This is a genomic window from Microbacterium salsuginis (genome assembly GCF_012524205.1).
Classification (GTDB): domain Bacteria; phylum Actinomycetota; class Actinomycetes; order Actinomycetales; family Microbacteriaceae; genus Microbacterium; species Microbacterium salsuginis.
In genome coordinates this window covers 895,130-915,216 of record NZ_JABACI010000001.1, presented here as the reverse complement: position 1 = coordinate 915,216, position 20,087 = coordinate 895,130, and the positions used below count along the sequence as shown (strand labels likewise).

At 70.7% G+C, this 20,087-nt stretch carries 17 protein-coding genes; 7 read left to right on the top strand and 10 right to left on the bottom strand.

Annotation, left to right across the window (positions count from 1 at the left end):
• Positions 1-98 precede the first annotated feature (98 nt).
• Positions 99-1,664, top strand: a complete 1,566-nt coding sequence (locus HF576_RS04455; protein ID WP_205834716.1) for an MFS transporter — start codon at positions 99-101, stop codon at positions 1,662-1,664.
• Between the two features lie 15 nt (positions 1,665-1,679).
• Here the strand turns inward: HF576_RS04455 and HF576_RS04450 are convergent, their stop codons facing one another.
• Positions 1,680-3,164, bottom strand: a complete 1,485-nt coding sequence (locus HF576_RS04450; protein WP_168911531.1) for a lipase maturation factor family protein — start codon at positions 3,162-3,164, stop codon at positions 1,680-1,682.
• Positions 3,165-3,311: 147 nt separating this feature from the next.
• On the opposite strand from HF576_RS04450, the gene HF576_RS04445 reads away from it, so the two are divergent.
• Positions 3,312-3,890 carry a hypothetical protein gene (locus tag HF576_RS04445; protein ID WP_205834715.1) on the top strand — a complete coding sequence of 193 codons (579 nt, stop codon included), beginning with the start codon at positions 3,312-3,314 and terminating at the stop codon, positions 3,888-3,890.
• 72 nt (positions 3,891-3,962) lie between these two features.
• On the opposite strand, the gene HF576_RS04440 is transcribed toward HF576_RS04445, so the two are convergent.
• Positions 3,963-6,023 (bottom strand): NAD(+) synthase, encoded by a 2,061-nt coding sequence (locus HF576_RS04440; protein WP_205834714.1) that lies wholly within the window; start codon positions 6,021-6,023, stop codon positions 3,963-3,965.
• A 174-nt stretch (positions 6,024-6,197) separates the two neighbouring features.
• On the opposite strand from HF576_RS04440, the gene HF576_RS04435 reads away from it, so the two are divergent.
• Together HF576_RS04435 and HF576_RS04430 are read left to right on the top strand one after the other, a co-directional pair.
• On the top strand, positions 6,198-9,908 hold the full coding sequence (locus tag HF576_RS04435; RefSeq protein ID WP_168911529.1) for a TM0106 family RecB-like putative nuclease: 3,711 nt from the start codon (positions 6,198-6,200) through the stop codon (positions 9,906-9,908).
• A 61-nt stretch (positions 9,909-9,969) separates the two neighbouring features.
• The gene (locus HF576_RS04430) at positions 9,970-10,290 is read left to right on the top strand and encodes a DUF3467 domain-containing protein (RefSeq protein WP_168911528.1); all 321 of its coding nucleotides are present in this window, start codon (positions 9,970-9,972) and stop codon (positions 10,288-10,290) included.
• Between the two features lie 185 nt (positions 10,291-10,475).
• Here the strand turns inward: HF576_RS04430 and upp are convergent, their stop codons facing one another.
• Complete coding sequence (gene upp, locus HF576_RS04425) at positions 10,476-11,108, bottom strand: uracil phosphoribosyltransferase (protein ID WP_168911527.1); 633 nt, start codon at positions 11,106-11,108, stop codon at positions 10,476-10,478.
• 234 nt (positions 11,109-11,342) lie between these two features.
• Here upp and HF576_RS04420 point away from each other — a divergent pair, with 234 nt between their 5' ends.
• Together HF576_RS04420 and HF576_RS20255 are read left to right on the top strand one after the other, a co-directional pair.
• On the top strand, positions 11,343-11,774 hold the full coding sequence (locus HF576_RS04420; RefSeq protein WP_168912071.1) for a nucleoside deaminase: 432 nt from the start codon (positions 11,343-11,345) through the stop codon (positions 11,772-11,774).
• Between the two features lie 105 nt (positions 11,775-11,879).
• Entirely contained in the window at positions 11,880-12,596 is a 717-nt protein-coding gene (locus tag HF576_RS20255) for a DUF2306 domain-containing protein (protein WP_168911526.1), read from the top strand.
• Positions 12,597-12,615: 19 nt separating this feature from the next.
• Here the strand turns inward: HF576_RS20255 and HF576_RS04410 are convergent, their stop codons facing one another.
• The 5 genes from HF576_RS04410 to HF576_RS04390 all read right to left on the bottom strand — a co-directional run bounded on the left by HF576_RS04410 (position 12,616) and on the right by HF576_RS04390 (position 17,027).
• Positions 12,616-13,542: a TIGR03560 family F420-dependent LLM class oxidoreductase gene (locus HF576_RS04410; protein ID WP_168911525.1), complete on the bottom strand. Its 927-nt coding sequence runs from the start codon at positions 13,540-13,542 to the stop codon at positions 12,616-12,618.
• 88 nt (positions 13,543-13,630) lie between these two features.
• Positions 13,631-14,596 (bottom strand): cation diffusion facilitator family transporter, encoded by a 966-nt coding sequence (locus tag HF576_RS04405; RefSeq protein ID WP_168911524.1) that lies wholly within the window; start codon positions 14,594-14,596, stop codon positions 13,631-13,633.
• 36 nt (positions 14,597-14,632) lie between these two features.
• Positions 14,633-15,745: an alpha/beta hydrolase gene (locus HF576_RS04400; RefSeq protein WP_168911523.1), complete on the bottom strand. Its 1,113-nt coding sequence runs from the start codon at positions 15,743-15,745 to the stop codon at positions 14,633-14,635.
• A 159-nt stretch (positions 15,746-15,904) separates the two neighbouring features.
• A complete protein-coding gene (locus HF576_RS04395; protein ID WP_168911522.1) occupies positions 15,905-16,579 on the bottom strand; it encodes an SRPBCC domain-containing protein in 675 nt (224 codons plus the stop codon).
• 1 nt (position 16,580) lies between these two features.
• Positions 16,581-17,027 carry an ArsR/SmtB family transcription factor gene (locus HF576_RS04390; RefSeq protein ID WP_168911521.1) on the bottom strand — a complete coding sequence of 149 codons (447 nt, stop codon included), beginning with the start codon at positions 17,025-17,027 and terminating at the stop codon, positions 16,581-16,583.
• Positions 17,028-17,096: 69 nt separating this feature from the next.
• On the opposite strand from HF576_RS04390, the gene proC reads away from it, so the two are divergent.
• Positions 17,097-17,939: a pyrroline-5-carboxylate reductase gene (proC, locus tag HF576_RS04385; RefSeq protein WP_168911520.1), complete on the top strand. Its 843-nt coding sequence runs from the start codon at positions 17,097-17,099 to the stop codon at positions 17,937-17,939.
• Positions 17,940-17,966: 27 nt separating this feature from the next.
• Here proC and HF576_RS04380 read toward each other — a convergent pair whose 3' ends face one another.
• Positions 17,967-18,638, bottom strand: a complete 672-nt coding sequence (locus tag HF576_RS04380) for a potassium channel family protein (RefSeq protein WP_168911519.1) — start codon at positions 18,636-18,638, stop codon at positions 17,967-17,969.
• A complete protein-coding gene (locus tag HF576_RS04375) occupies positions 18,631-20,043 on the bottom strand; it encodes a TrkH family potassium uptake protein (RefSeq protein ID WP_425522981.1) in 1,413 nt (470 codons plus the stop codon). Before HF576_RS04375 ends, HF576_RS04380 begins: the two co-directional genes overlap by 8 nt.
• Positions 20,044-20,087: the final 44 nt, after the last annotated feature.

Below are 20,087 nucleotides of genomic sequence, written 5' to 3'. Positions count from 1 at the left end.
CCATTCTCCTGGCTGCACCGGCAGCGGCGGACGAACCGCCTCCCGTGCACCGGGATCCGGCGCCGATCGGGGCGAACCCCCGCGCTAGCCTGGGCACGATGCCCACTCAAGAGCCGAGGCCGCAGACCACCGAGGGCGCACGCGCGGAGCGCCCGCTCGCGGCGCACGCGGCCGCGCACGCCGGGCCGCACACGGCGGCGATTCCGCTCACGTCGGGCGCTCGCTGGCGTGCGTTCTGGGTGTGCGTGTCGGTCGCGGCCATCACGATCCTCGACATGACCAAGGTCAACGTCGCGCTGCCCTCGATCGGCGACGTGCTCGACGCCGGCTCCACCGAGCTGCAGCTGATCGTGTCGGGCTTCGTGCTCACGTTCGGCCTGGTTCTGGTGCCCATGGGCCGCCTCGGCGACCAGCGCTCCCGCCGGACTCTGTTCGTGGTCGGCCTGTCGCTGTACACCGTCACCAGCGTGGCGTGCGCGCTGGCGCCTTCGGCGGAGTTCCTGCTCGTCGCACGGCTCCTGCAGGGCGTGGCGGCAGGCATCCAGATGCCGCAGGTCCTGGGCATGGCGCAGGAGCTCTTCCAGGGAAAGGAGCGCGGCCGGGCCTTCGGTCTGTTCGGTGCGACCATCGGTGTGGCGACGGCTTTCGGGCCCACGCTCGGCGGACTCCTGATCGCCGTCGGCGGCCCCACCGACGGCTGGCGCCTGATCTTCTGGATGAACGTGCCGCTGTGCCTCGCGGCGATCGGCCTCGCGCTGTGGCTGCTCCCCGACACCCGCACGCGGTCGCGACGGCCGGTGCAGCTGGACCCCGTCGGGGTGCTGCTCTTCGGCGCGAGCATCGTGTCGCTCATGTGGCCGTTCCTGTTCACCACCGGCGCCCCGACCGACAACCCCGCACGATGGTGGCTGCTGGTCGCGTTCGCGCTGTTCGTCTCGGCGTTCGTCGCGTGGGAACGCCGGTACGCCGCGCGGGGCGGCAGTCCGCTGGTTCCGCTCAAGCTGTTCCGCGTCACCTCGTATCGCAACGGCACACTGCTGCAGACGGCGTACTTCACCGCGATGCCCGCGCTGTTCCTGGTCTCGACGCTCTACCTGCAGCTCGGTCTCGGACTCGAGCCGGTGTACGCGGGGATGACGTCGATCGGGTTCGCGCTCGCCAGCGCCGTGACCTCGTGGATCGGGGGCAACCTGGTCTCGGACTACGGCCGCATCATCGTGGTGTGGGGCCTGGCCTGCATGCTCGCCTGCGTGGGCGGCCTCGTGCTCACCGCGATGTTCGTGGATCCCGCATGGGCACCGTACGTGTTCGCCGCGATCATGACGCTCGGCGGCGCCGGCGGCGGTCTGGTCATCGCGCCGAACCAGACGCTGACACTCGCCGACGTGCCCGTCAAGCAGGGCGGCCTCGCCGGCTCGGTCGGTCAGCTGGGACAGCGGATCGGGGCGGCCGTCGGCACCGCGGTCGGGTTGTCGCTCTTCTACGCGACGATCTACCGGGAGTCGGGCTCACGCGACGACCTCGTCGTCTACCACGACGCCTTCGCGTTCGGGATGCTGTCGGTCGGGCTGTTCCTCGCGCTCGCGTTCGTCGTGGCCATCGTGGATCTGTCGTCCCGGCGCAAGCGGCGCCCCGACGCCGCCGGCGACGCGCCCGTCCTCTGAGACGGGCGGCGCAGGTCAGCGGCGCAGCGACGCCGGGCCCATGACCGGGCGGCGGCGCTCGCGCACCCATCGGGCGCCGGTATCGCGGAACTCCGCGTGCGTGGTGAATCGGTAGCGGTACGACACCGCGCGCACCCATCGCGGTCGCCGGCCTTCGAAGGGATCGTCCGCGAGCAGTCGCAGTGTCGGAGCATCTGCTTCGAGCAGCTTCACCAGGAACGCCGTGAACCAGTCCTCGAGCGATCGCCCGAGCGGCAGGAACCACATCAGCCAGTCCAGCCGCAGATGGTAGGGCGCGTACTGCCGCGGGATGCGGCGCACATCGCCGGGCTTGCCCTTGAATCCGTACTCTCGCCAGGTGGCGGCATCCGGATTCTCGTCCATCGTGCCCTCGACGACGATCTCGATGCGCTCTTTCGTGACCGTTCCGAACGCGCCGTAGGCGTTGGCGAGCTGCCACCGGTTGAAGCTCGCGTTCATGAGCTGCCTCCGGGCGAACAGGTTGCGCAGCGGCGCCCAGCTGAGCACGACGAACAGCAGGCCGACCGCGGCGGTCACCACGACCCAGTACAGCGGCATCCCGTCGACCGTCCAAGGCGGGTCGCTCGCCGCCGGCTGCGATTCGGCGCCGATTCCGGGCACGCCCATGGCCGAGAACGCCAGCACGATGGTCATCCAGTTCAGCCACGCGAAGTTGCCGGTGAGGACGAGCCACACCTGGGTCGCGATGACGATGGCCGCCGCCACGGCACCGACGATCGCCGGCACGGGGCCGGGGACGAACAGTCCGAGGAGCGGAGCGAACAGGAACCACGGCACGATCAGCTGCGCGAAGTGGTTGCCGAGGACCTCTCCCTTGTGGAACCAGCGGGGGAGCAGATGCGCCTGCCGGCTGAGGGGGCCCGGCATCGGCTGAGTCTCGTGGTGGTACGTCAGCGCGGTGAGGTCGCGCCACTCGCGGCCGCCGCGGATCTTGATCATGCCGGCGCCGAACTCCAGCCGGAACACCAGCCACCAGAAGAGCACGATCACGACGGTCGAGGGTGGCTGCTCGTCCGATCCGAGGAACGCCGCGAGGAACCCCGCCTCGAGCAGCAGCATCTCCCACCCGAAGCCGTAGAACGTCTGGCCGATGCTCGTGATCGACATGTAGCCGAGCCACAGCCCGAGGAAGCACACCATCGGCACCCAGGGAGGGCCGAGCTGCGGGAGGCCCACGACGAGGGCAGCGGCGACGACGATGCCCGCGACGCACAGGGCCGCGAGGCGGCGATCGGTGTAGCGCACGCGCAGGAAGAGGGTGGGATGCAGCATCCGCCGTCGCTGCGGCGATGAGCGGGCCCACGCGAGAAGCTCCGGCGCGGGAAGCAGGCCGTGCTCGCCGAGGAGCGGGCGGAACTGGTTCAGCGATGAGGCGAACGCGACCACGAACAGCGCGGCGACACCCCGCTGGAGCACCTGCCGCGCGAACTCGAAGTCGACCGCCGCGAAGCCGTCCATCGGCTCATCCTGGCATCCACCTGCCGCGGTCGCGCAGGGGGTTGACGCACGGCGCCGCAGCCGACCGGCGCCCGCGTGGCGATCTTCCGTCGCCGCCGTGGGTTCGCCAGGATGGGAGGGCGGGGGTTCCGCGGGAAGAGGTGGACCATGCAATCGGTGCTTCTCGACACGCCGGACGGTGTCACGGCTCGACTCGGTTGGGATCCCAAGCTCGCCGAGCACGACCGCAAGCGACTCCTCGCGAAAGAGATCGTCGCCGACCTCATGCACGTCGAGCCGAAGGACGTGCGGGTGGAGCGCGAGGCTCCGGGAGTCTTCGGGTTCCACACACAGCTGATCGCCGAGGTCGGCGGGCAGGAGCTGCCGGTGAAGATCCGCAACGCCAATTTCCGCGCGGCGAGCGTGGTCGCCGTGTGCGACCCGGCGGTGCCGATCGGCCTGGACCTGCGCGACGCGCACCCCGACGATGCGGAGCTGCGCACCATGAAGCGGCACTCTCACCTCTTCGAAGAGGACGACCTCTCGAAGCTCCTCGCGCACTGGACGCGCGTGCAGGCGGTGCGCGACGCGGACGGCCGCGGGGCGCGCGTCGCCGCCGACCACGTACGCCTCGACAGCCCGCGCACCAAGGGCTGGATCCCGGACCGGCGTGTGCAGTACCACCTCGCCGACCTGTCGCGCGACGGCTGGATCATCACGCTCGCCTACGGCGCCGTGCCCGCCTGACGCCTGGCCGGCGACTGATCCCGCGCCCGCGACTGCGGGAGACGGATGCCTCGAACCGAGGCGTCCGCCGGGTCAGTCCTCGACGAGCTCCGGCAGTGCGGCCTTGAGCTCGGCGATCCACGCCCGGGCGTTGCCGTCCGAAGGGGCGCGCCAATCGCCCCGGGGTGAGAGCGACCCTGCGGGCGAGACCTTCGGGCCGTTCGGGATCGCCGAGCGCTTGAACTGCGCGAAGGCGAAGTAGCGCTGCAGGAAGACCTGCAGCCACTTGACCACCGTCGGCAGGTCGTACGCATAGCGGTCTTCGTCGGGGAAGCCGGGTGGCCACGCCCCGGCATCCGGATCCGCCCACGCGTGCGCGGCGAGGAAGGCGATCTTGGACGGCCGGAACCCGAAGCGCAGGACGTGGTACAGCGCGAAGTCGTGCAGTGCGTACGGGCCGATGCGGTCCTCGGTGGACTGCATCCTGCCGTCCTGCCCGGCGGGAACGAGCTCGGGGGAGATCTCGGTGTCGAGCACCGACTGGAGCACCGCGGCCTCGGCGTCATCCACGCCTTCGCCGTGCGCGATCACCCAGCGGATGACGTGCTGGATCAGCGTCTTGGGCACGCCGGCGTTGACGGCGTAGTGGCTCATGTGATCGCCGACGCCGTACGTCGCCCAGCCGAGCGCGAGCTCGGAGAGGTCGGACGTGCCGATCACCATGCCGCCGAGGTGGTTGGCCAGACGGAACAGGAAGTCGGTGCGCACACCCGCCTGCACGTTCTCGAACGTGACGTCGTGCACCGGCTCGCCCTCGGCGAACGGGTGCCCGATGCCCTCGAGGATCTCGGTCGCGGCCGGGCGGATGTCGATCGTCTCGATCGACGCGCCGACGGACTCGGCGAGGGCGATCGCATTGGACTTGGTGTGCTCGCTGGTCGCGAATCCCGGCATCGTGTACGCGAGGATGTCGCTGCGCGGGCGTCCCATGCGGTCCATGGCGCGTGCGACCACGAGCAGCGCGTGCGTCGAATCCAGCCCGCCGCTGACGCCGATCACCGGCTTGGGGTCGCCGATCGCGCGCATGCGCTGCACGAGGCCCGACACCTGGATGTTGAACGCCTCGTAGCAGTCCAGCGCGAGGCGCTCGGGGTCGTCGGGCACGAACGGGAAGCGGTCGAGGCTGCGGCGCAGGCCGATGCCGGTCGCCGGCGGGTCGAGCTGGAAGTGCACGGTGCGGAAGGCGGCATCCGCCTCGTGCGTCCTGCGGTTGTCGTCGAACGTGCCCTGGCGCAGGCGGTCCTGGCGCAGCCGGTCGAGGTCGACGTCGGCGACGGAGCGTCGCGGACCGTCGGGGAACCGCTCGGTCTCGGCGAGCAGGTTGCCGCCCTCGTAGATCATGGTCTGGCCGTCCCACGACACGTCGTTCGTCGACTCGCCGGTGCCCGCCGCGGCGTACGCGTAGGCGGCGAGGCAGCGCAGCGACTGGGACTGGCACAGGTCCTTGCGGTCCTCGGCGCGGGCGATCGTGATGGGACTGCCACTCAGGTTCAGCAGCACGGTCGCGCCGGCCAGCGCGGCCCGCGACGACGGCGGGATCGGCACCCACACGTCCTCGCACACCTCGGCGTGCACGATGAGGCCCGGCACGTCGAGAGCCTCGAAGATCAGATCGGGGCCGAACGGCGCTTCGAGCTCGCCGACCCGGATGTCCTGGTCGCCGCGGTCGTCGCCGGGCGCGTACCAGCGCCGCTCGTAGAACTCGCGATAGGTCGGCAGGTACGACTTGGGCGCGACGCCGAGCAGCTCGCCGCGGTGGATCACGACGGCGCAGTTGTAGAGCCGGTTGCGATGGCGCAGCGGTGCGCCGACGACGAGCACCGGGAAGAGATCGACGGATGCCTCGACCAGCCGCTCGATCGCGGTCGCGGTCGCGTCGAGCACAGCATCCTGCATCACGAGGTCTTCTATCGCGTACCCGGTCAGGCACAGCTCGGGGAAGACGGCCACGGCCACGGCCTCGGCATCGCACTCGCGCGCTGTCGCGAGCACGGCCTCGGCGTTCGCGGCCGGATCGGCGATCGCGACGGGGATCGTGCACGCGGCGACCCGTGCGAACCCGTGCCGGTAGGCGCTCTCGAACGGCAGGCTCATGCGCACCAGTCTGGCAGGTGCCTGCCGCGCCGTGCCCTCTCTGCGCTCCGGCCCCCGCAGTTTCGAATCGCGCACTCGGCTCGTTCCTGCGGTCGAAACGCGCAAAGTGCGCGATTCGAACGGCGGAACGGGAGTGTCGGCGGGCGCGGTTAGGGTCGTAGCGAAGGGCAGGGCATGCGATACATCGAAGACGAAGGCCGGATCGTCTGGAGCGCGAGCGACCTCAAAGCCGCGGCGGAGTGCGAGTTCGCGTGGCTGCGGGCGATCGACGCGCGGCTGGGCAGGGTCCCCGCCGTCGAAGAGCCCGAGGACCTCACTCTCGAGCGGGCCGGCCGGCTCGGGACGGTGCACGAGCGCCGGGTGCTCGCGGACTACGTCGCGCGGTACGGCGACGGTGTCGTCGAGATCCCGGAGGTGCGGTCGTCGGATGCTGTGGCACTGGCCGACGCGGTCGCTCGCACGAATGCGGCCCTGGCATCGGACGCCGAGGTCATCTACCAGGCGGCCTTCGCGACGAGCGACTTCGTCGGCTTCGCGGACTTCCTCGTGCGCGAGCCGTCCGACGGCGCGCAGACCGCCTCTCGGCCGTGGATCGTGCAGGACACGAAGCTCGCACGCCGTGCGCGCGTCACAGCGCTCATGCAGCTGGCGGCATACGTCGATCAGCTCGACCGGCTCGGTGTCGAGCGGTCGGGTCGCGTCGAACTGCTGCTCGGCGACGGCAGCGTGAGCGTGCACGAGGTCGACGACCTGCTCCCCGTCTTCCGCCTGCGCCGTGAGCGGCTGGCCGCGCTCATCAGCGACCGCCGTCTCGAGCTCGGCGCGGCGGGCGAGCCGATCGCATGGGGCGATGAACGGGGGGAGCTGGGCGTGATCGCGTGCGGACGCTGCGCGACGTGCGACGCCGAGGTCGTGGCATCCCGCGATCTTCTCCTCGTGGCCGGGATGCGGCCCGTGCAGCGGGACCGGCTGCGCGCGGCGGGCGTGACGACCATCGACCGGCTGGCGACGGTCGCGGCGGCGCCCGCCGGGATGAATCCCGACGTCTTCGCGTCCCTGCGGACGCAGGCGCGACTGCAGCTCGAGAGCCCTGCGGGCACACCGCCGCTCTTCCCGCCGAAGCCCGTCGCGGGCGCCGAGACCGCGGGTGCGCACGACGACGGTGGTGCGCCCACCGTGATCGTCGCGGAGGCCGCCGCCGTCTCGGCCGGGGGTATCGCCCATGCCGTCGCGACGGTCGTCGAACGTCCGCCGGCCGCCGCGACGGACGCGCCCCCGATGCCGGTCTTCGAGGTCGTCGCGCCGCAGGCGCTCGGCGCCCTCCCGCGGCCCGACCACGGCGACCTGTTCTTCGACTTCGAGGGCGATCCGCTGCATTCCGAGCCTCCGGCGCCCGGCGAGCCCACGCAGTGGGGCATCGACTACCTGTTCGGCTGGGTCGACTCGCGCGAGCAGTACACCGCCCTGTGGGCGCACAGCTTCGACGACGAGAAGCGCGCCCTCGAGAGCTTCCTCGACATCGTCGCCCTGCGGCGGCAGCAGTTCCCCGGCATGCACATCTACCACTACGCGCCGTACGAGCCGACGCACCTGCTCGCGATGGCGGCGCGGCACGGCGTGCGCGAGACGGACGTCGACCGGCTGCTGCGCGACGGCGTCTTCGTCGACCTGTATCCGATCGTGCGCCGCGCTCTGCGAGTGGGGTCGCGGTCGTACTCGATCAAGAAGCTCGAGCCGCTGTACATGGGCGACGAGGTGCGCACGAGCGACGTGCAGAAGGGCGACGACTCGATCGTGCGCTACGTCGAGGCGCGCGCTCTGGCCGACGACGGCGACGAGTCCTCGGCGCGCGAGATCCTCGACGATCTCGCCGACTACAACCGTTACGACTGCGTGTCGACGCGGCGCCTGCGCGACTGGCTGGTGGATCGCGCGCGCGAGGCGCAGCTGCGGCCCTCTCCCGATCCGGAGCCCGACGAGCGGGCGTACGAGCCGTCGCCCCGCGCGACCATGCTCGACGGGCTCGCGCTGCAGCATCCCGACGATTCCGTCGCTGCACGCACCCTGCACCTCGGTGCCGCCGCGATCGACTACTACCCGCGTGAGTCCAAGTCGTTCTGGGCCACGCACTTCCTGCGGCTGCGGGAGCCGGTCTCGCTGTGGGACGAGACGCGCGACGTGGTCACCATCGACGCGGCACGCAGCCGCGTGACCGAGGACTGGCACTTCGCCGAGAGCGGGCGCGGCGGAGAGCGTCGCATCATCGAGCTGCGCGGCGAGCTCGCGCCCGGCACGCGACTGAGCGAAGGCACGAACCCGTTCGCCCTGTACGAGCTGCCGGCGCCGTATCCGTTCGAGGCATCACCGCGCTGGATCCACTCGTACCGCTCGGTCAAGGTCCTCGAGGTGCTCGACGACGGCGCCGTGATCGAAGAGACCGCGGTCGACGGCAACACGTGGGACGAGCTGCCGCTCGCGCTCACCCCGCCCGCGCCGCCCGGAGCCGGGAACCAGCAGGCCGCCATCGACGCGTGGGCGGATGCCGTCATCGACGCCCATCCCCGGCTCCCGGAGGACCCGGCGACCGACATCCTGTGCCGTCGTCCCCCGCGCACCCTTCGTCAGGCTCAGGGCGGCGCCCTCGCCGGCGCGCTGCCGCCGGTCGGCGGCGATGTCGTGGACGCCATCGCCCGCGCCGTGCGCGACCTCGATCGCAGCTACCTGGCGGTGCAGGGCCCGCCGGGCACGGGAAAGACCTACGTCGGCTCCCACGTCATCGCGCGGCTCGTGCGCGACCACGGCTACAAGGTCGGCGTCGTCGCCCAGGGCCACGCGACGATCGAGCAGCTGCTCGATCGCGTGATCGCGGCCGGGGTGCCCGCCGTGCAGGTCGGCAAGGCGCCGAAGGACCCGGGCGCCGACCACACCTTCACGGTGCTGCCGAAGAACGGGATCGCGGCGTTCACGGCCGAGCACGAGGCCGAGGGCTACGTCATCGGCGGCACGGCGTGGGACTTCAGCCACGAGGGCCGCGTGCCGCGCGGCAGTCTCGACCTGCTCGTGGTCGACGAGGCCGGTCAGTTCTCGCTGGCCTCGACGATCGCGGTGTCGCTGGCAGCCCCGCGGCTGCTGCTGCTCGGCGACCCGCAGCAGCTTCCGCAGGTGAGTCAGGGCACCCACCCCGCCCCGGTCGACACCTCTGCGCTCGGCTGGGTGATGGACGGCGCCGACGTCATCCCGCAGGAGTACGGCTACTTCCTGGCGCAGACGCGACGCATGCGTCCCGAGGTCGCAGCGCCCGTCTCGGCGCTGTCGTATCGCGGTGAGCTCGAAGCCCACCCCTCGACCGCTCTGCGCCGGATCGAGGGCGTCGCGCCGGGCCTCGTCCCGGTCGCGCTGCGCCACCACGGCAACGCGACCCAGTCGCTCGAAGAGGCCGCCGAGGTGGCGCGATTGGTCGCGGACCTGGTCGGCCGCGAATGGACCGACGCGCATGTCGACGAGGCCGGAACCTCGTCGACGCTGCCGGCGCGGCCGCTGGCGGCGCGGGACATCATCGTGGTCACGCCCTACAACGCGCAGCAGGTCGCCGTGGAGGCGGCGCTCGCCGCCGCCGGATTCGCCGAGGTGCCCGTGGGCACCGTCGACAAGTTCCAGGGCAAGGAGGCCGCCGTCGCGATCCTGTCGCTGGCCGCGTCGAGCGGGCGCGATGCGCCGCGCGGGCTCGAGTTCCTGCTGCTGCGCAACCGGCTGAACGTCGCGATCTCGCGAGCGATGCACACCGCGTACGTCGTGTACTCGCCGGGACTGCTCGACGACCTTCCGTACACGCCCGAAGGCGTCGCCCGCTTGAGCGGATTCGCGCGCCTCGTCGGCCGCGGCTGACCCCGCGTAGACTCGCGCTCGCGACCTCGCCGTACCCGCGACCGATCCGTCAGGAGGCACCATGGCCGACGACGCCCCCCGCCAGTTCGAGATCGACCTGCCGCCCGAGCTGATCGGCGGCGCGTATGCGGACTTCGCCAACGTCTGGCACACGCCCACCGTGTTCGTCATGGACTTCCTGACGCTCGCGCAGCCGCCCCGGGAGCAGGTCGACACCGACACCGGGCAGCGGCACACGATCGTTCCGGCCCGCGTGGTCAGCCGCATCCGGATTCCCCCCGAGCAGGTGTTCGAGCTCGCGAAAGCCCTCACCCAGCAGCTGGAGTTCTGGGAGCAGGAGACGGGCAGGCGTTCGTCGCAGGAGCCTCCGCTCGGCGATTGAGCCGATCCGGCGGTGCGCCGCGCCGACCCCTAGACAACTGCCCTGGTCGTGTCAACCCCGTTGGGCGGCTGATATCGCGCGCGTAGCCTGACGAAGCGTCGAGGGGCGTGGGTGCGGCATCCGTTCGGCGAGGGGCGGATGTCGCGCCCGCGCTCCTCGTTCGCATGGGGCCGGGCGAGGCTTCGTCAGACGGTGCCGTAGAGCCGGTCGCCGGCGTCGCCGAGACCTGGAACGATGTAGCCCTTCTCATTCAGGCGCTCGTCCATTGCCCCCAGCACGAGCGTCACGTCGCGGCCGTCGACCTGCTTCTCGATCGCCGCGACGCCCTCGGGCGCGCCGAGCAGGCAGATGGCGGTGACGTCCTGCGCTCCGCGCGCGAAGAGGAACTCGATCGCGGCGCCGAGGGATCCACCCGTGGCCAGCATCGGGTCGAGCACGAAGCACTGCCGGTCGCTGAGGTCATCGGGAAGACGCTCGGCGTATGTCGACGGCTCGAGGGTCTCTTCATTGCGCACCATGCCGAGGAATCCGACCTCGGCGGTGGGGATGAGCTTGACCATGCCCTCGAGCATGCCGAGCCCGGCGCGCAGGATCGGGACGACGAGGGGGCGGGGCTCGCTGATCTTGACGCCCATCGTCGTGGTGACGGGTGTCTGGATCTCGATCGGCGACACGCGCACGTTGCGCGTCGCCTCGTAGGCGAGCAGCGTCACCAGCTCTTCGGTCAGCTGGCGGAAGACCGGCGATGATGTGCGCTGGTCGCGCAGCACCGTGAGCTTGTGGGTGATGAGTGGGTGATCGGCGACGTGCAGGCGCATAGGCCAAGGGTAGTGCGTGCCGTCCGGTTCCTCCGCGTCGGTCCCCTGTGCGAAAACACCAGCCGAGAGCGGCGACACGCCGGCGGCGGATGCCTCGGCCCGGCGTGTCCCGTGACCGACTGGTGTTTTCGCGACGGAGCGGTGGGACGTGGGCGGGGACGTGGATGGGCCGGGATGAGACGGGGTGGGGGATAGCCTCGTGCTGTGAACCTCGACCCCGCCGATCTCGCCGCGATGGACCGGGCGCTCGCGCTGGCCGCGGCCGCGGGGGAGTCGGGGGACGTGCCGGTCGGCGCGGTGGTGACGGATGCCGCGGGCCGCGCCATCGGCGAGGGCCGCAACCTGCGTGAGGCCACGCATGACCCGACCGCCCACGCCGAGGTCGTGGCTCTGCGCGCGGCCGCGGAGGCGACCGGGTCGTGGAACCTGGAGGGCTGCACGCTCGTGGTGACCCTCGAGCCGTGCCTCATGTGCGCGGGCGCGGTGCTGCAGTCCCGCATCTCGCGGCTCGTGTTCGGCGCGTGGGACGACAAGGCCGGCGCGGCCGGTTCGATGTACGACGTCGTGCGCGATCGGCGCCTGCCCTACCGTGCCGAGGTGGTCGCCGGCGTGCGCGAGGCCGAGGCATCCGCTCTCCTGCGCGCCTTCTTCGACGACCGGCGCTGAGCGCGCCGCGTCGGGACGGCGCGCACCGGGGTGGGGGTTGACCGCCGGGGATCGGGGGGCCTGCCCCCTGCCGGGCCCGTGCGCGCCGCCCCTACCGTGACAGGCGTGACCAGGCTCATCGAACCCGTCCGCACCGGCCCCGTCGTGGCACGACCGGGTGGCACCCGCTCCCGCATCGGGTGGGTGTTCGTGCTGCTCACGGCGCTCGCGATCGTCGCATACGCCGCGGTGCCGTACTTCACCGCCTCGCTTCAGGATCTCGCCGCGAGCGGTACGGCGGGACTGGCAGAGGCATACGCCGACAAGCCCGCCTTCGTGCAGGGCGCCCTCTACGTCCACATCGCGGGCGGTGCGACGGCGCTGGCGCTGGGCGCGCTGCAGTTCTGGCGCGGCCTGCGCAACCGGGCACCTCGTGTGCACCGGTGGACCGGCCGGGTCTACCTCCTCGCCGTCGCCGCGGGCAGCGTCGGCGGGCTCGCGATCACGCCCTGGAGCACCGCCGGCTACGTCGGAGTCTTCGGCTTCAGCGCGCTCGCCGTGCTGTGGCTGATCACCGGCTGGCGCGCGTACCGCGCGATCCGCCGCCACGATGTTCGCAGCCACCAGGCGTGGATGATCCGCAACTATGCGCTGACGTATTCGGCGGTGACGCTGCGCATCTGGCTGCCGCTCCTGCTGCTCGCGCCGCTCGCGTTCGGGCAGGAGCCCGACTTCGCGAACGCGTACGCCGTCGTCCCGTTCCTCGCGTGGCTGCCGAACCTCGTCGTCGCCGAATGGCTGATCCGGCGGCGCGGGCTGCCGTCGTACCGGCTGCCGGTGTGAGCCGGCGCGACGCCCCGGCTCACACCGGAAGGTGCGGCAGCACCTCCGCGCCGAGGTACTCGACGTGGTCGACATCCTGCAGGTCGAGCAGCTGGAAGTACACCCGCTCGATCCCGAAGGCCTGATACGTGGCGATGCGCTCCGCGATCTCGTCCGGCCCGCCGACGATGTTGGTCCCGTCGCGCACGTCCTCGAGGGTCTTGCCGATGCGTGCGGCCCTCGCGGCGACTGCGGCCTCGTCCTTGCCGGCGAACGTCGACATCGCGATCGACAGGCGGATGGTGCCGGGGTCGCGGCCGACGCGGTCGCACGCGGCGAGGAGGTTGTCGATCCGCTCCTGGATCTGGTGATCCTCGGGAAAGCCGATGTTGTATTCGGTTCCGAACCGCGCGACCAGCTCGGGAGTGCGGCGCTTTCCGCCGCCGCCGATGATCACGGGCACGCTGCTTTGCACCGGCTTGGGCAGGGCGGGCGCCTCGACGAGCGTGTAGTCGCGCCCCTCGAACGAATACGTCTCACCCACCGGCGTCGACCAGAGTCCGGTGAGGATGGCGAGCTGCTCTTCGAGAAGGTCGAATCGGCGATCCGGGAACGGGATGCCGTAGGCCGCGTGCTCGCGGGCGAACCAGCCCGCACCGAGCCCGAGTTCGACGCGTCCGCCAGACATCTGATCGACCTGTGCGACCTGGATCGCGAGGATCCCGGGGTGGCGGAAGGTCACCGGCGAGACGAGCGTCCCCAGGCGCAGTCGCGTGGTCTCGCGGGCCAGCCCGGCGAGCGTCGTCCACGCGTCGGTGGGCCCGGGGAGGCCGTCGCCCATGCCGCTGAGGAAGTGGTCGGACCGGAAGAAGCCGTGAAAGCCGAGCCGCTCGCCGGCCTGCGCGTAGGCGAGCTGGTCGGCGTAGGTCGCGCCCATCTGGGGTTCGGTGAACAGGCAGTACTGCACGGTGTCCTTTCGTTGCGGGCGGAGGTCGCGCGGATCCGGCGGCCGGCACGCGCGGCGGCCGGACCCCACGGGCCTCGCGGCCGACGGGTCAGTCGGTCGACTTGATCACGAACTCCGACGTCGGCGGCGTACGGTCGTCGCCCGGCCGGTAGATGTCGGGTTCGAAGTAGATCACGCGCGCCGCAGGAACGGCCTCGCGCACGCGGTCCTCGATGCGGTCGATGTCGGAGGCGACATGCGCCAGGGGTGCGTCGGCCGCGAAGCCGAGCTTGGCCGCCACCATGAGCTCGTCGGGGCCGAGATAGAGGGTCTTGATGTGGATGAGCTTGTGCACCTCGGGCCCTGCGTGGATGGCGTCGACGATGCGCCGGTGGTCAGCATCCGTCGCCCCTTCTCCGACGAGCAGACTCTTGGTCTCGATGCCCAGGGTGACGGCGACGAGGATCAGCAGCGTGCCGATCATGAGGGTGCCGATCGCGTCGAAGAGCGGGTTGTGCGTGATCGCGGTGAGGCTGACCGCGGCGAGTGCGAACACCAGACCGGTGAGGGCGGCGATGTCTTCGAGCAGCACGACCGGGAGTTCGGGCGCCTTGGCGTGCCGCACGAACGACACCCAGGACTGACCCTTGAGTCGCACGTGGTTGCTCTCTTGGATGGCGGTGCGCAATGAGAACGACTCCAGCACGATCGCGACGATGAGGACGCCGATCGGGATCCACACGTTCTCGAGCTCATGCGGGTGGGTCAGCTTGTCGACGCCTTCGTAGATCGAGAAGAGGCCACCGACCGAGAACAGGATGATCGACACCACGAAGGCGTAGACGTACCGTTCGCGTCCGTATCCGAAGGGGTGCTCGCGGTCGGCGGCGCGCTTGGCGCGACGGCCGCCCAGGAGGAGCAGCAGCTGGTTTCCCGAGTCGGCCACCGAGTGGATGGCCTCGGCGAGCATCGACGCGGAACCCGACAGGAACCACGCGATGAACTTCGCGATCGCGATGCCCATGTTGGCCAGAAACGCCGCGATGATCGCCCTGCTGCCGCCCGAAGCACTCATGCGACGAGTCTACGGATGCGGCCGCCTCTCAGAAGCTCAGTCCGAGGAGCGGATGATGATCGCCTCGGTCGACGGGGCGGGGTCGATCGGATGCCCGACGTAGCCGATCGCCTCGAGGAGTGCATGGCGGAACTCGACGGGCCGCTCCAGGTGCGGCGAGTGCCCGACGCCTTCGAGGCTCAGCTCGGTGACCTCGCCTCCAGCGGCGACATACCGCGAGAGGACGTCGCGGGTCTGCGAGACCATCTCCTGAGCCGGGGCGACGTCGTCGCCGGGCCACCCCGGGATCACTCCGAGCTTGCCCAGATTGTTCAGGTCGTAGAACGAGGTGTCGGACACGATCGCGTCGAGAGTGCCGTGGATCCACAGGATGGGGGGCTTGTCGGCGAGGTCGACGATGCCCGACACATCGAAATGCCCCGGCGTCATCGTGTTGAGCACGCCCACGTCGCCGGCGGCGAAGCCGGGCCAGCTCTCCGACGCGACGGAGTCGCCGGGGTAGTTTCCGGTCGCCGTCGAGGTCGTGAGCATCGACTCCACCCACACGTCCTCGTGCTCGCTCTGGTAGCCGGCGGCGACGTAGCCCGAGCGGAAGACGCTGCGCGGCGAGGTGGGGGCGTCGGCGGTGCGATCGTGGTCGATGAGCCGCTGCACGAAATCCGGGTTCGCGCCCCCGCCCCCGCAGCCGGCGTCGTCGTCTGTCAGGCGGGAGCCGTCGCGCCGCGTGCCGCCGAAGCCGTACGGCGAGACCGGTGCCTGCAGGGTCAGGCTCAGCACCGGGTGATCGAGCGCGTACTGCAGGATCACGCCGCCGCCCATCGACCATCCCACGAAATGCGCCGTCGGGATGCCGAGCACGGCCAGCGTCGCGCGCACGTCGTCGCTGAAATCGCGCACTCCGCGCGTCGCGTCGATCGGGGCGTGCTCGGTACCGCCGAAGCCGCGCAGATCGATGGCGAGGACGCGTAAGTCCGGCGGAAGATCCTGCATCGTCTCTTGCCAGAACAGCGACGACGACACGTTGCCGTGGATGAACACCACCGTGCGGTCCGCGGGGGTCTCGGGGTCGTCGCCGGCCCGCTCGAGGACGTTGACCATCAGTCGAGGGGTCTCGATCATTCGTGCCGTGATGCCGTCGAAGAGCGTCATGTCGGTCCTCCCCAGGTCCGGGCCGAGGCGCCCGTGCCTCCGCTGCTTCGAGGATAGCGCCGCGCCCGCGCGGCGCACCCCCTGGCAGACGACGACGGGACACGGCCCGCCGGGCTCGAGCCCGAGGCGACGTGTCCCGTCGGCGAACGGCGTCGAGGTTCAGGACTCCGGCATCTCGACCGGAAGCTGACCCGTGTAGAAGCCGAACGTGTTGTCGGCCGCACGGGCGGCGTCCTCGGGGTCTGCCCCGCCGGCGGCGTGGGCGACACCCCATGCGGTCGCGGCCGCGCGGTAGAAGGCCTTCCCCTCGTCGGTGGACGCCCACTCCTCGGCGGCGCCCGGCGGGAGCTCGCCGCTGCCGCTCAGGTGCAGCGCGAGTCCGAGGAGCCCGCCGTCCCAGCCGACCCCGGTCGCGCCCGGGCCGAACTGCTCCCAGAACCCGGGGGGCACGTCCGCGGCGTGCGCGGTGTGCTCCAGCTCGAGGCGCGTCGTGTCGTCGCCGGTGGAGACGAGGCGCACCGCCACCCAGCTCACCCCGCCGCCGTACTCCCACGTGATGCGGTAGCCGGCGGCTCCGTCCTTCGGCGGGTCGCACTGCAGCACCTGGCCGCCGGCGTTGCCCTCGAGCTGGTAGCGCCCGCCGAGCTGAAGCTCACCCGAGACCGGCAGGAACCAGCGGGGGATGCGCTCGCCGTCGGTGACGGCATCCCAGACGTCGTCGATCGGGCTGGGGTACTCCTGCGTCAGCGTCTGCACGTGCGACGGCTCGCCGTCCACGTCGACGGTGCGGACGCCGCGCGTCACGGCGTCGATCTGTGCGTTGACATCGACCATCTCAGTTCTCCTCTGTCGTGTGGGGGTCGGGGTCGTCAGGATCGGTGGCGGGGGAGTCGGATGCCGTGGCCTCCGGCTTCTCGTCGGCCTTCGCCGGCTCCGGCGAGTCGCGCTCTGCGGCGAGGCGCCGCTGCCGTCGGCCGCGCGCGAGCTCGGTGCCCAGCGCATCCAGGTGCGGCTGCCAGAACCGGCGGAAGGGGTCGAACCACGCCGCGGCGGTCTCGAGCGGCTCGGGGTCGAGTGCGTACAACCGGCGCGTGCCCTCGGGGCGAACGCTCGCGAATCCCGAGTCGCGCAGGACGCGCAGGTGCTGCGACACGGCGGGCTGCGAGATGCCGAACTCACGCTGCACGACCTCGCCGATGTCGCCGGCGCTGTGCTCGCCCTCCGCGAGGAGTTCGAGGATGCGGCGGCGCACCGGGTCGCCGAGGACGTCGAGCGCGTGCATGGCATTTATATTTGCACCGCTACTTATATAAGTCAAGACTCAATAAACAGAGATCGTACGATGGGCGGCATGACCGACGACACAGCCCTCCCGCCCCTGGCCTTCCTCGGCGCCGGCTCGATGGGCGGCGCCATCGTCCAGGGGGTCGTGCGCTCAGGCCTCGCGACGCGGGTGACCGCGACCAACCGCACCGTGGCGAAGGCCGAGGAGCTCGCGGGCCTGGACCGCGTCACGAGCGTCGCCCTCGAGCGGGAGCCGGCGGCGAACGCGGAGGCCGCAGCCGCCGCCGAGATCGTGCTGGTGGGCGTCAAGCCGGCGATGGTGCCCGACCTCCTGCGCGAGATCGCTCCGGTGCTGCGACCGGGCACGATCGTGATCAGCCTCGCGGCCGGCGTCACCATCGCGACATTCGAGAGCATCCTGGGACCGAGTATCCCGGTGCTCCGGTCGATGCCGAACACTCCGGCGCTCGTCGGCCGGGGAGTGACGGGACTCGCCTCGGGCACCACGGCGGGACCGGATGCGGTCGCCCTCGCACATCGCCTGTTCGAGACCGTCGGCACGGTCGTCGACGTGCCCGAGGGCCGGATCGACGCCCTGTCGACGATCTCCGGCTCGGGTCCCGCCTACTTCTTCCTGCTCGTGGAGGAATTCACCAAGGCCGCGATCGGCAAGGGCTTCTCCGACGCGGAGGCACGTCTCATGGCCGAGCAGACCTTCATCGGCGCAGCGGCGCTGCTCGAGGCATCCGGTGACGACCCGGCCGAGCTCCGACGGCGCGTCACGAGCCCGAAGGGCACCACCGAGCGGGCCGTCGAGGTCCTGCACGACGCGCGACTGGACGACGTGTTCGCCCGGGCGACAGACGCCGCGCTGGCCCGCGCGAAGGAGCTGGCCGACCTCGGTCGTTGAGCGGGAGCGAAGCGACGAGACGAGACGTCAACGGTCGAGCGCCGCGAACCTCTCGATGTCGACGTTCGTGCCCGACACGATGATGAGGTCGTGGTTGGTCACCACGGTGTTGGCCTCGGCGTAGCGGAAGGGCTTGCCGGGGCTCTTCACCCCGACCACGGTGACGTTGTACTTGGTGCGCACGCCCGACTCGTTCAGGCCGATGCCGCGGACGAACTTCGGCGGATACATCTTGGCCAGCACGAAGTCGTCGTCGAAGCGGATGAAGTCCAGCATCCGCCCGCTCACGAGGTGCGCCACGCGCTCGCCGGCCTCGCGCTCAGGGTAGATGACGTGGTTCGCGCCGACGCGGGCGAGGATCTTGCCGTGCGACTGCGACACCGCCTTCGCCCAGATCTGCGGGACCTTCAAGTCGACGAGGTTGGCGGTGATGAGCACGGATGCCTCGATCGACGAACCCACGGCGACCACGGCGACCTGGAAGTCCTGCGCGCCGATCTGCTTGAGGGCGTCGATGTTGCGGGCGTCCCCCTGCACCGTGTGCGTCACGCGCTCGGACCACTTCTGCACCAATTCGAGGTTGTCGTCGATCGCGAGCACCTCGCGGTTCAGCCGGTCGAGCTCGCCGGCACAGGCCGCGCCGAAGCGTCCCAGACCGATCACGAGGACGGGGGCGTCGCTTCTGATCCGCTCAACCAACGATGGGCCTTTCCACGGGCAGCGAGTAGAGCTGCGAACGGGATGTCGCGGCCACGGCCGCGGCGAGAGTCACTGTACCAATGCGGCCCATGAAGATCGTCACGGCCATCACGTAGACGGCGGGGTCCGACAGCTCTGCCGTGAGGCCGGTCGACAGGCCGACGGTCCCGAACGCCGAGATGACATCGAAGAGCACGTCGGCGATCGGCTCCTGGCTGATCTGGGCGATGACGATCGTCGAGAGCGCGACGATCGTGGCACCCCACGCGACGACCGACAGTGCCACGCGCTGGACGTCGCTGGGGATCCGGCGGCCGAACACCTCGACCGACTGGCGGCCCTTCGCCTCGGACCAGACCGCGAGGGCCAGCACCGCGAGCGTCGTCACCTTGATGCCGCCGGCCGTCGACGCCGATCCGCCGCCGACGAACATCAGCATGCTTCCGACGATGAGCGACGATCCGTACAGCTCGCCGATGTCGACGACGGCGAAGCCGCCGGAACGGGTCATCGCTGACAGGAAGAACGCCTGGAACGTGGTGTCCCACGCGTCCATCGAGCCGAAGGTCTTGGGGTTGTTGTACTCCAGGGCGAGGAACGCCGCGGCCCCGGCGATGAACAGCAGCACCGTCGTGATGATCGTGAGCTTGGTGTGCAGCGGCCACCGGCGCACGTGCCAGTAGTGCTTGAACAGGGCGTAGATGACGGGGAAGCCGATGCTGCCGAGGAACACGCCGACCATCAGGGTCGTGAGCAGGAAGTAGTCGTCGGCGAACGGCTCGAGGCCGCCAGGGTTGGGGGTGAAGCCGGTGTTGGTGAACGCCATCGCGGCGTAGAAGGGCGCCTCCCACAGCGCCTCGAGGGCCCCGATGCCTGCCATGACCAGTGCAGGGTAGAGGGCGATCGCGACGAGGGCTTCGATGAGGAGCGTCGAGAGGGCCACCGTCCGCAGCAGCTGGCCCACCTCGCCCAGACGCACCGTCTGACCCTCGTTGACGGGGCCGCCGTGCGTGCGGAGCGGATTGGAGTCGCTGGCGGCGATGAGCTTGGCGCGCAAGCCGAGCCGCTTCGAGATCACGAGGCCCAGGATCGACGCGAGCGTCAGCACACCCATACCGCCGATGTTCACGCCGACGAAGATCACGACCTTGCCGAATGCGGAGAACGTCGTCGCGATGTCGACGGTCGTCAGGCCCGTGACGCAGATGGTGGACACCGCGGTGAAGACCGCGTCGGCCAGCGGAACGCGCCTGCCGTCTGCCGCGGAGGCCGGCAGCGACAGCAGCGCGGTGAAGACGAGGATGAGCGAGACGAAGACGAGGACCGCGAAACGGGCAGGCGAAGATGTCGTGAGGTTGCGCAGACCGTCCCACCAGCCGCGGAGCGTCGTGGGGATACGCCGCATGAGCGACCCAGCCGGGTCCGTCGCCATGCGTGCCCCTTTCGCTC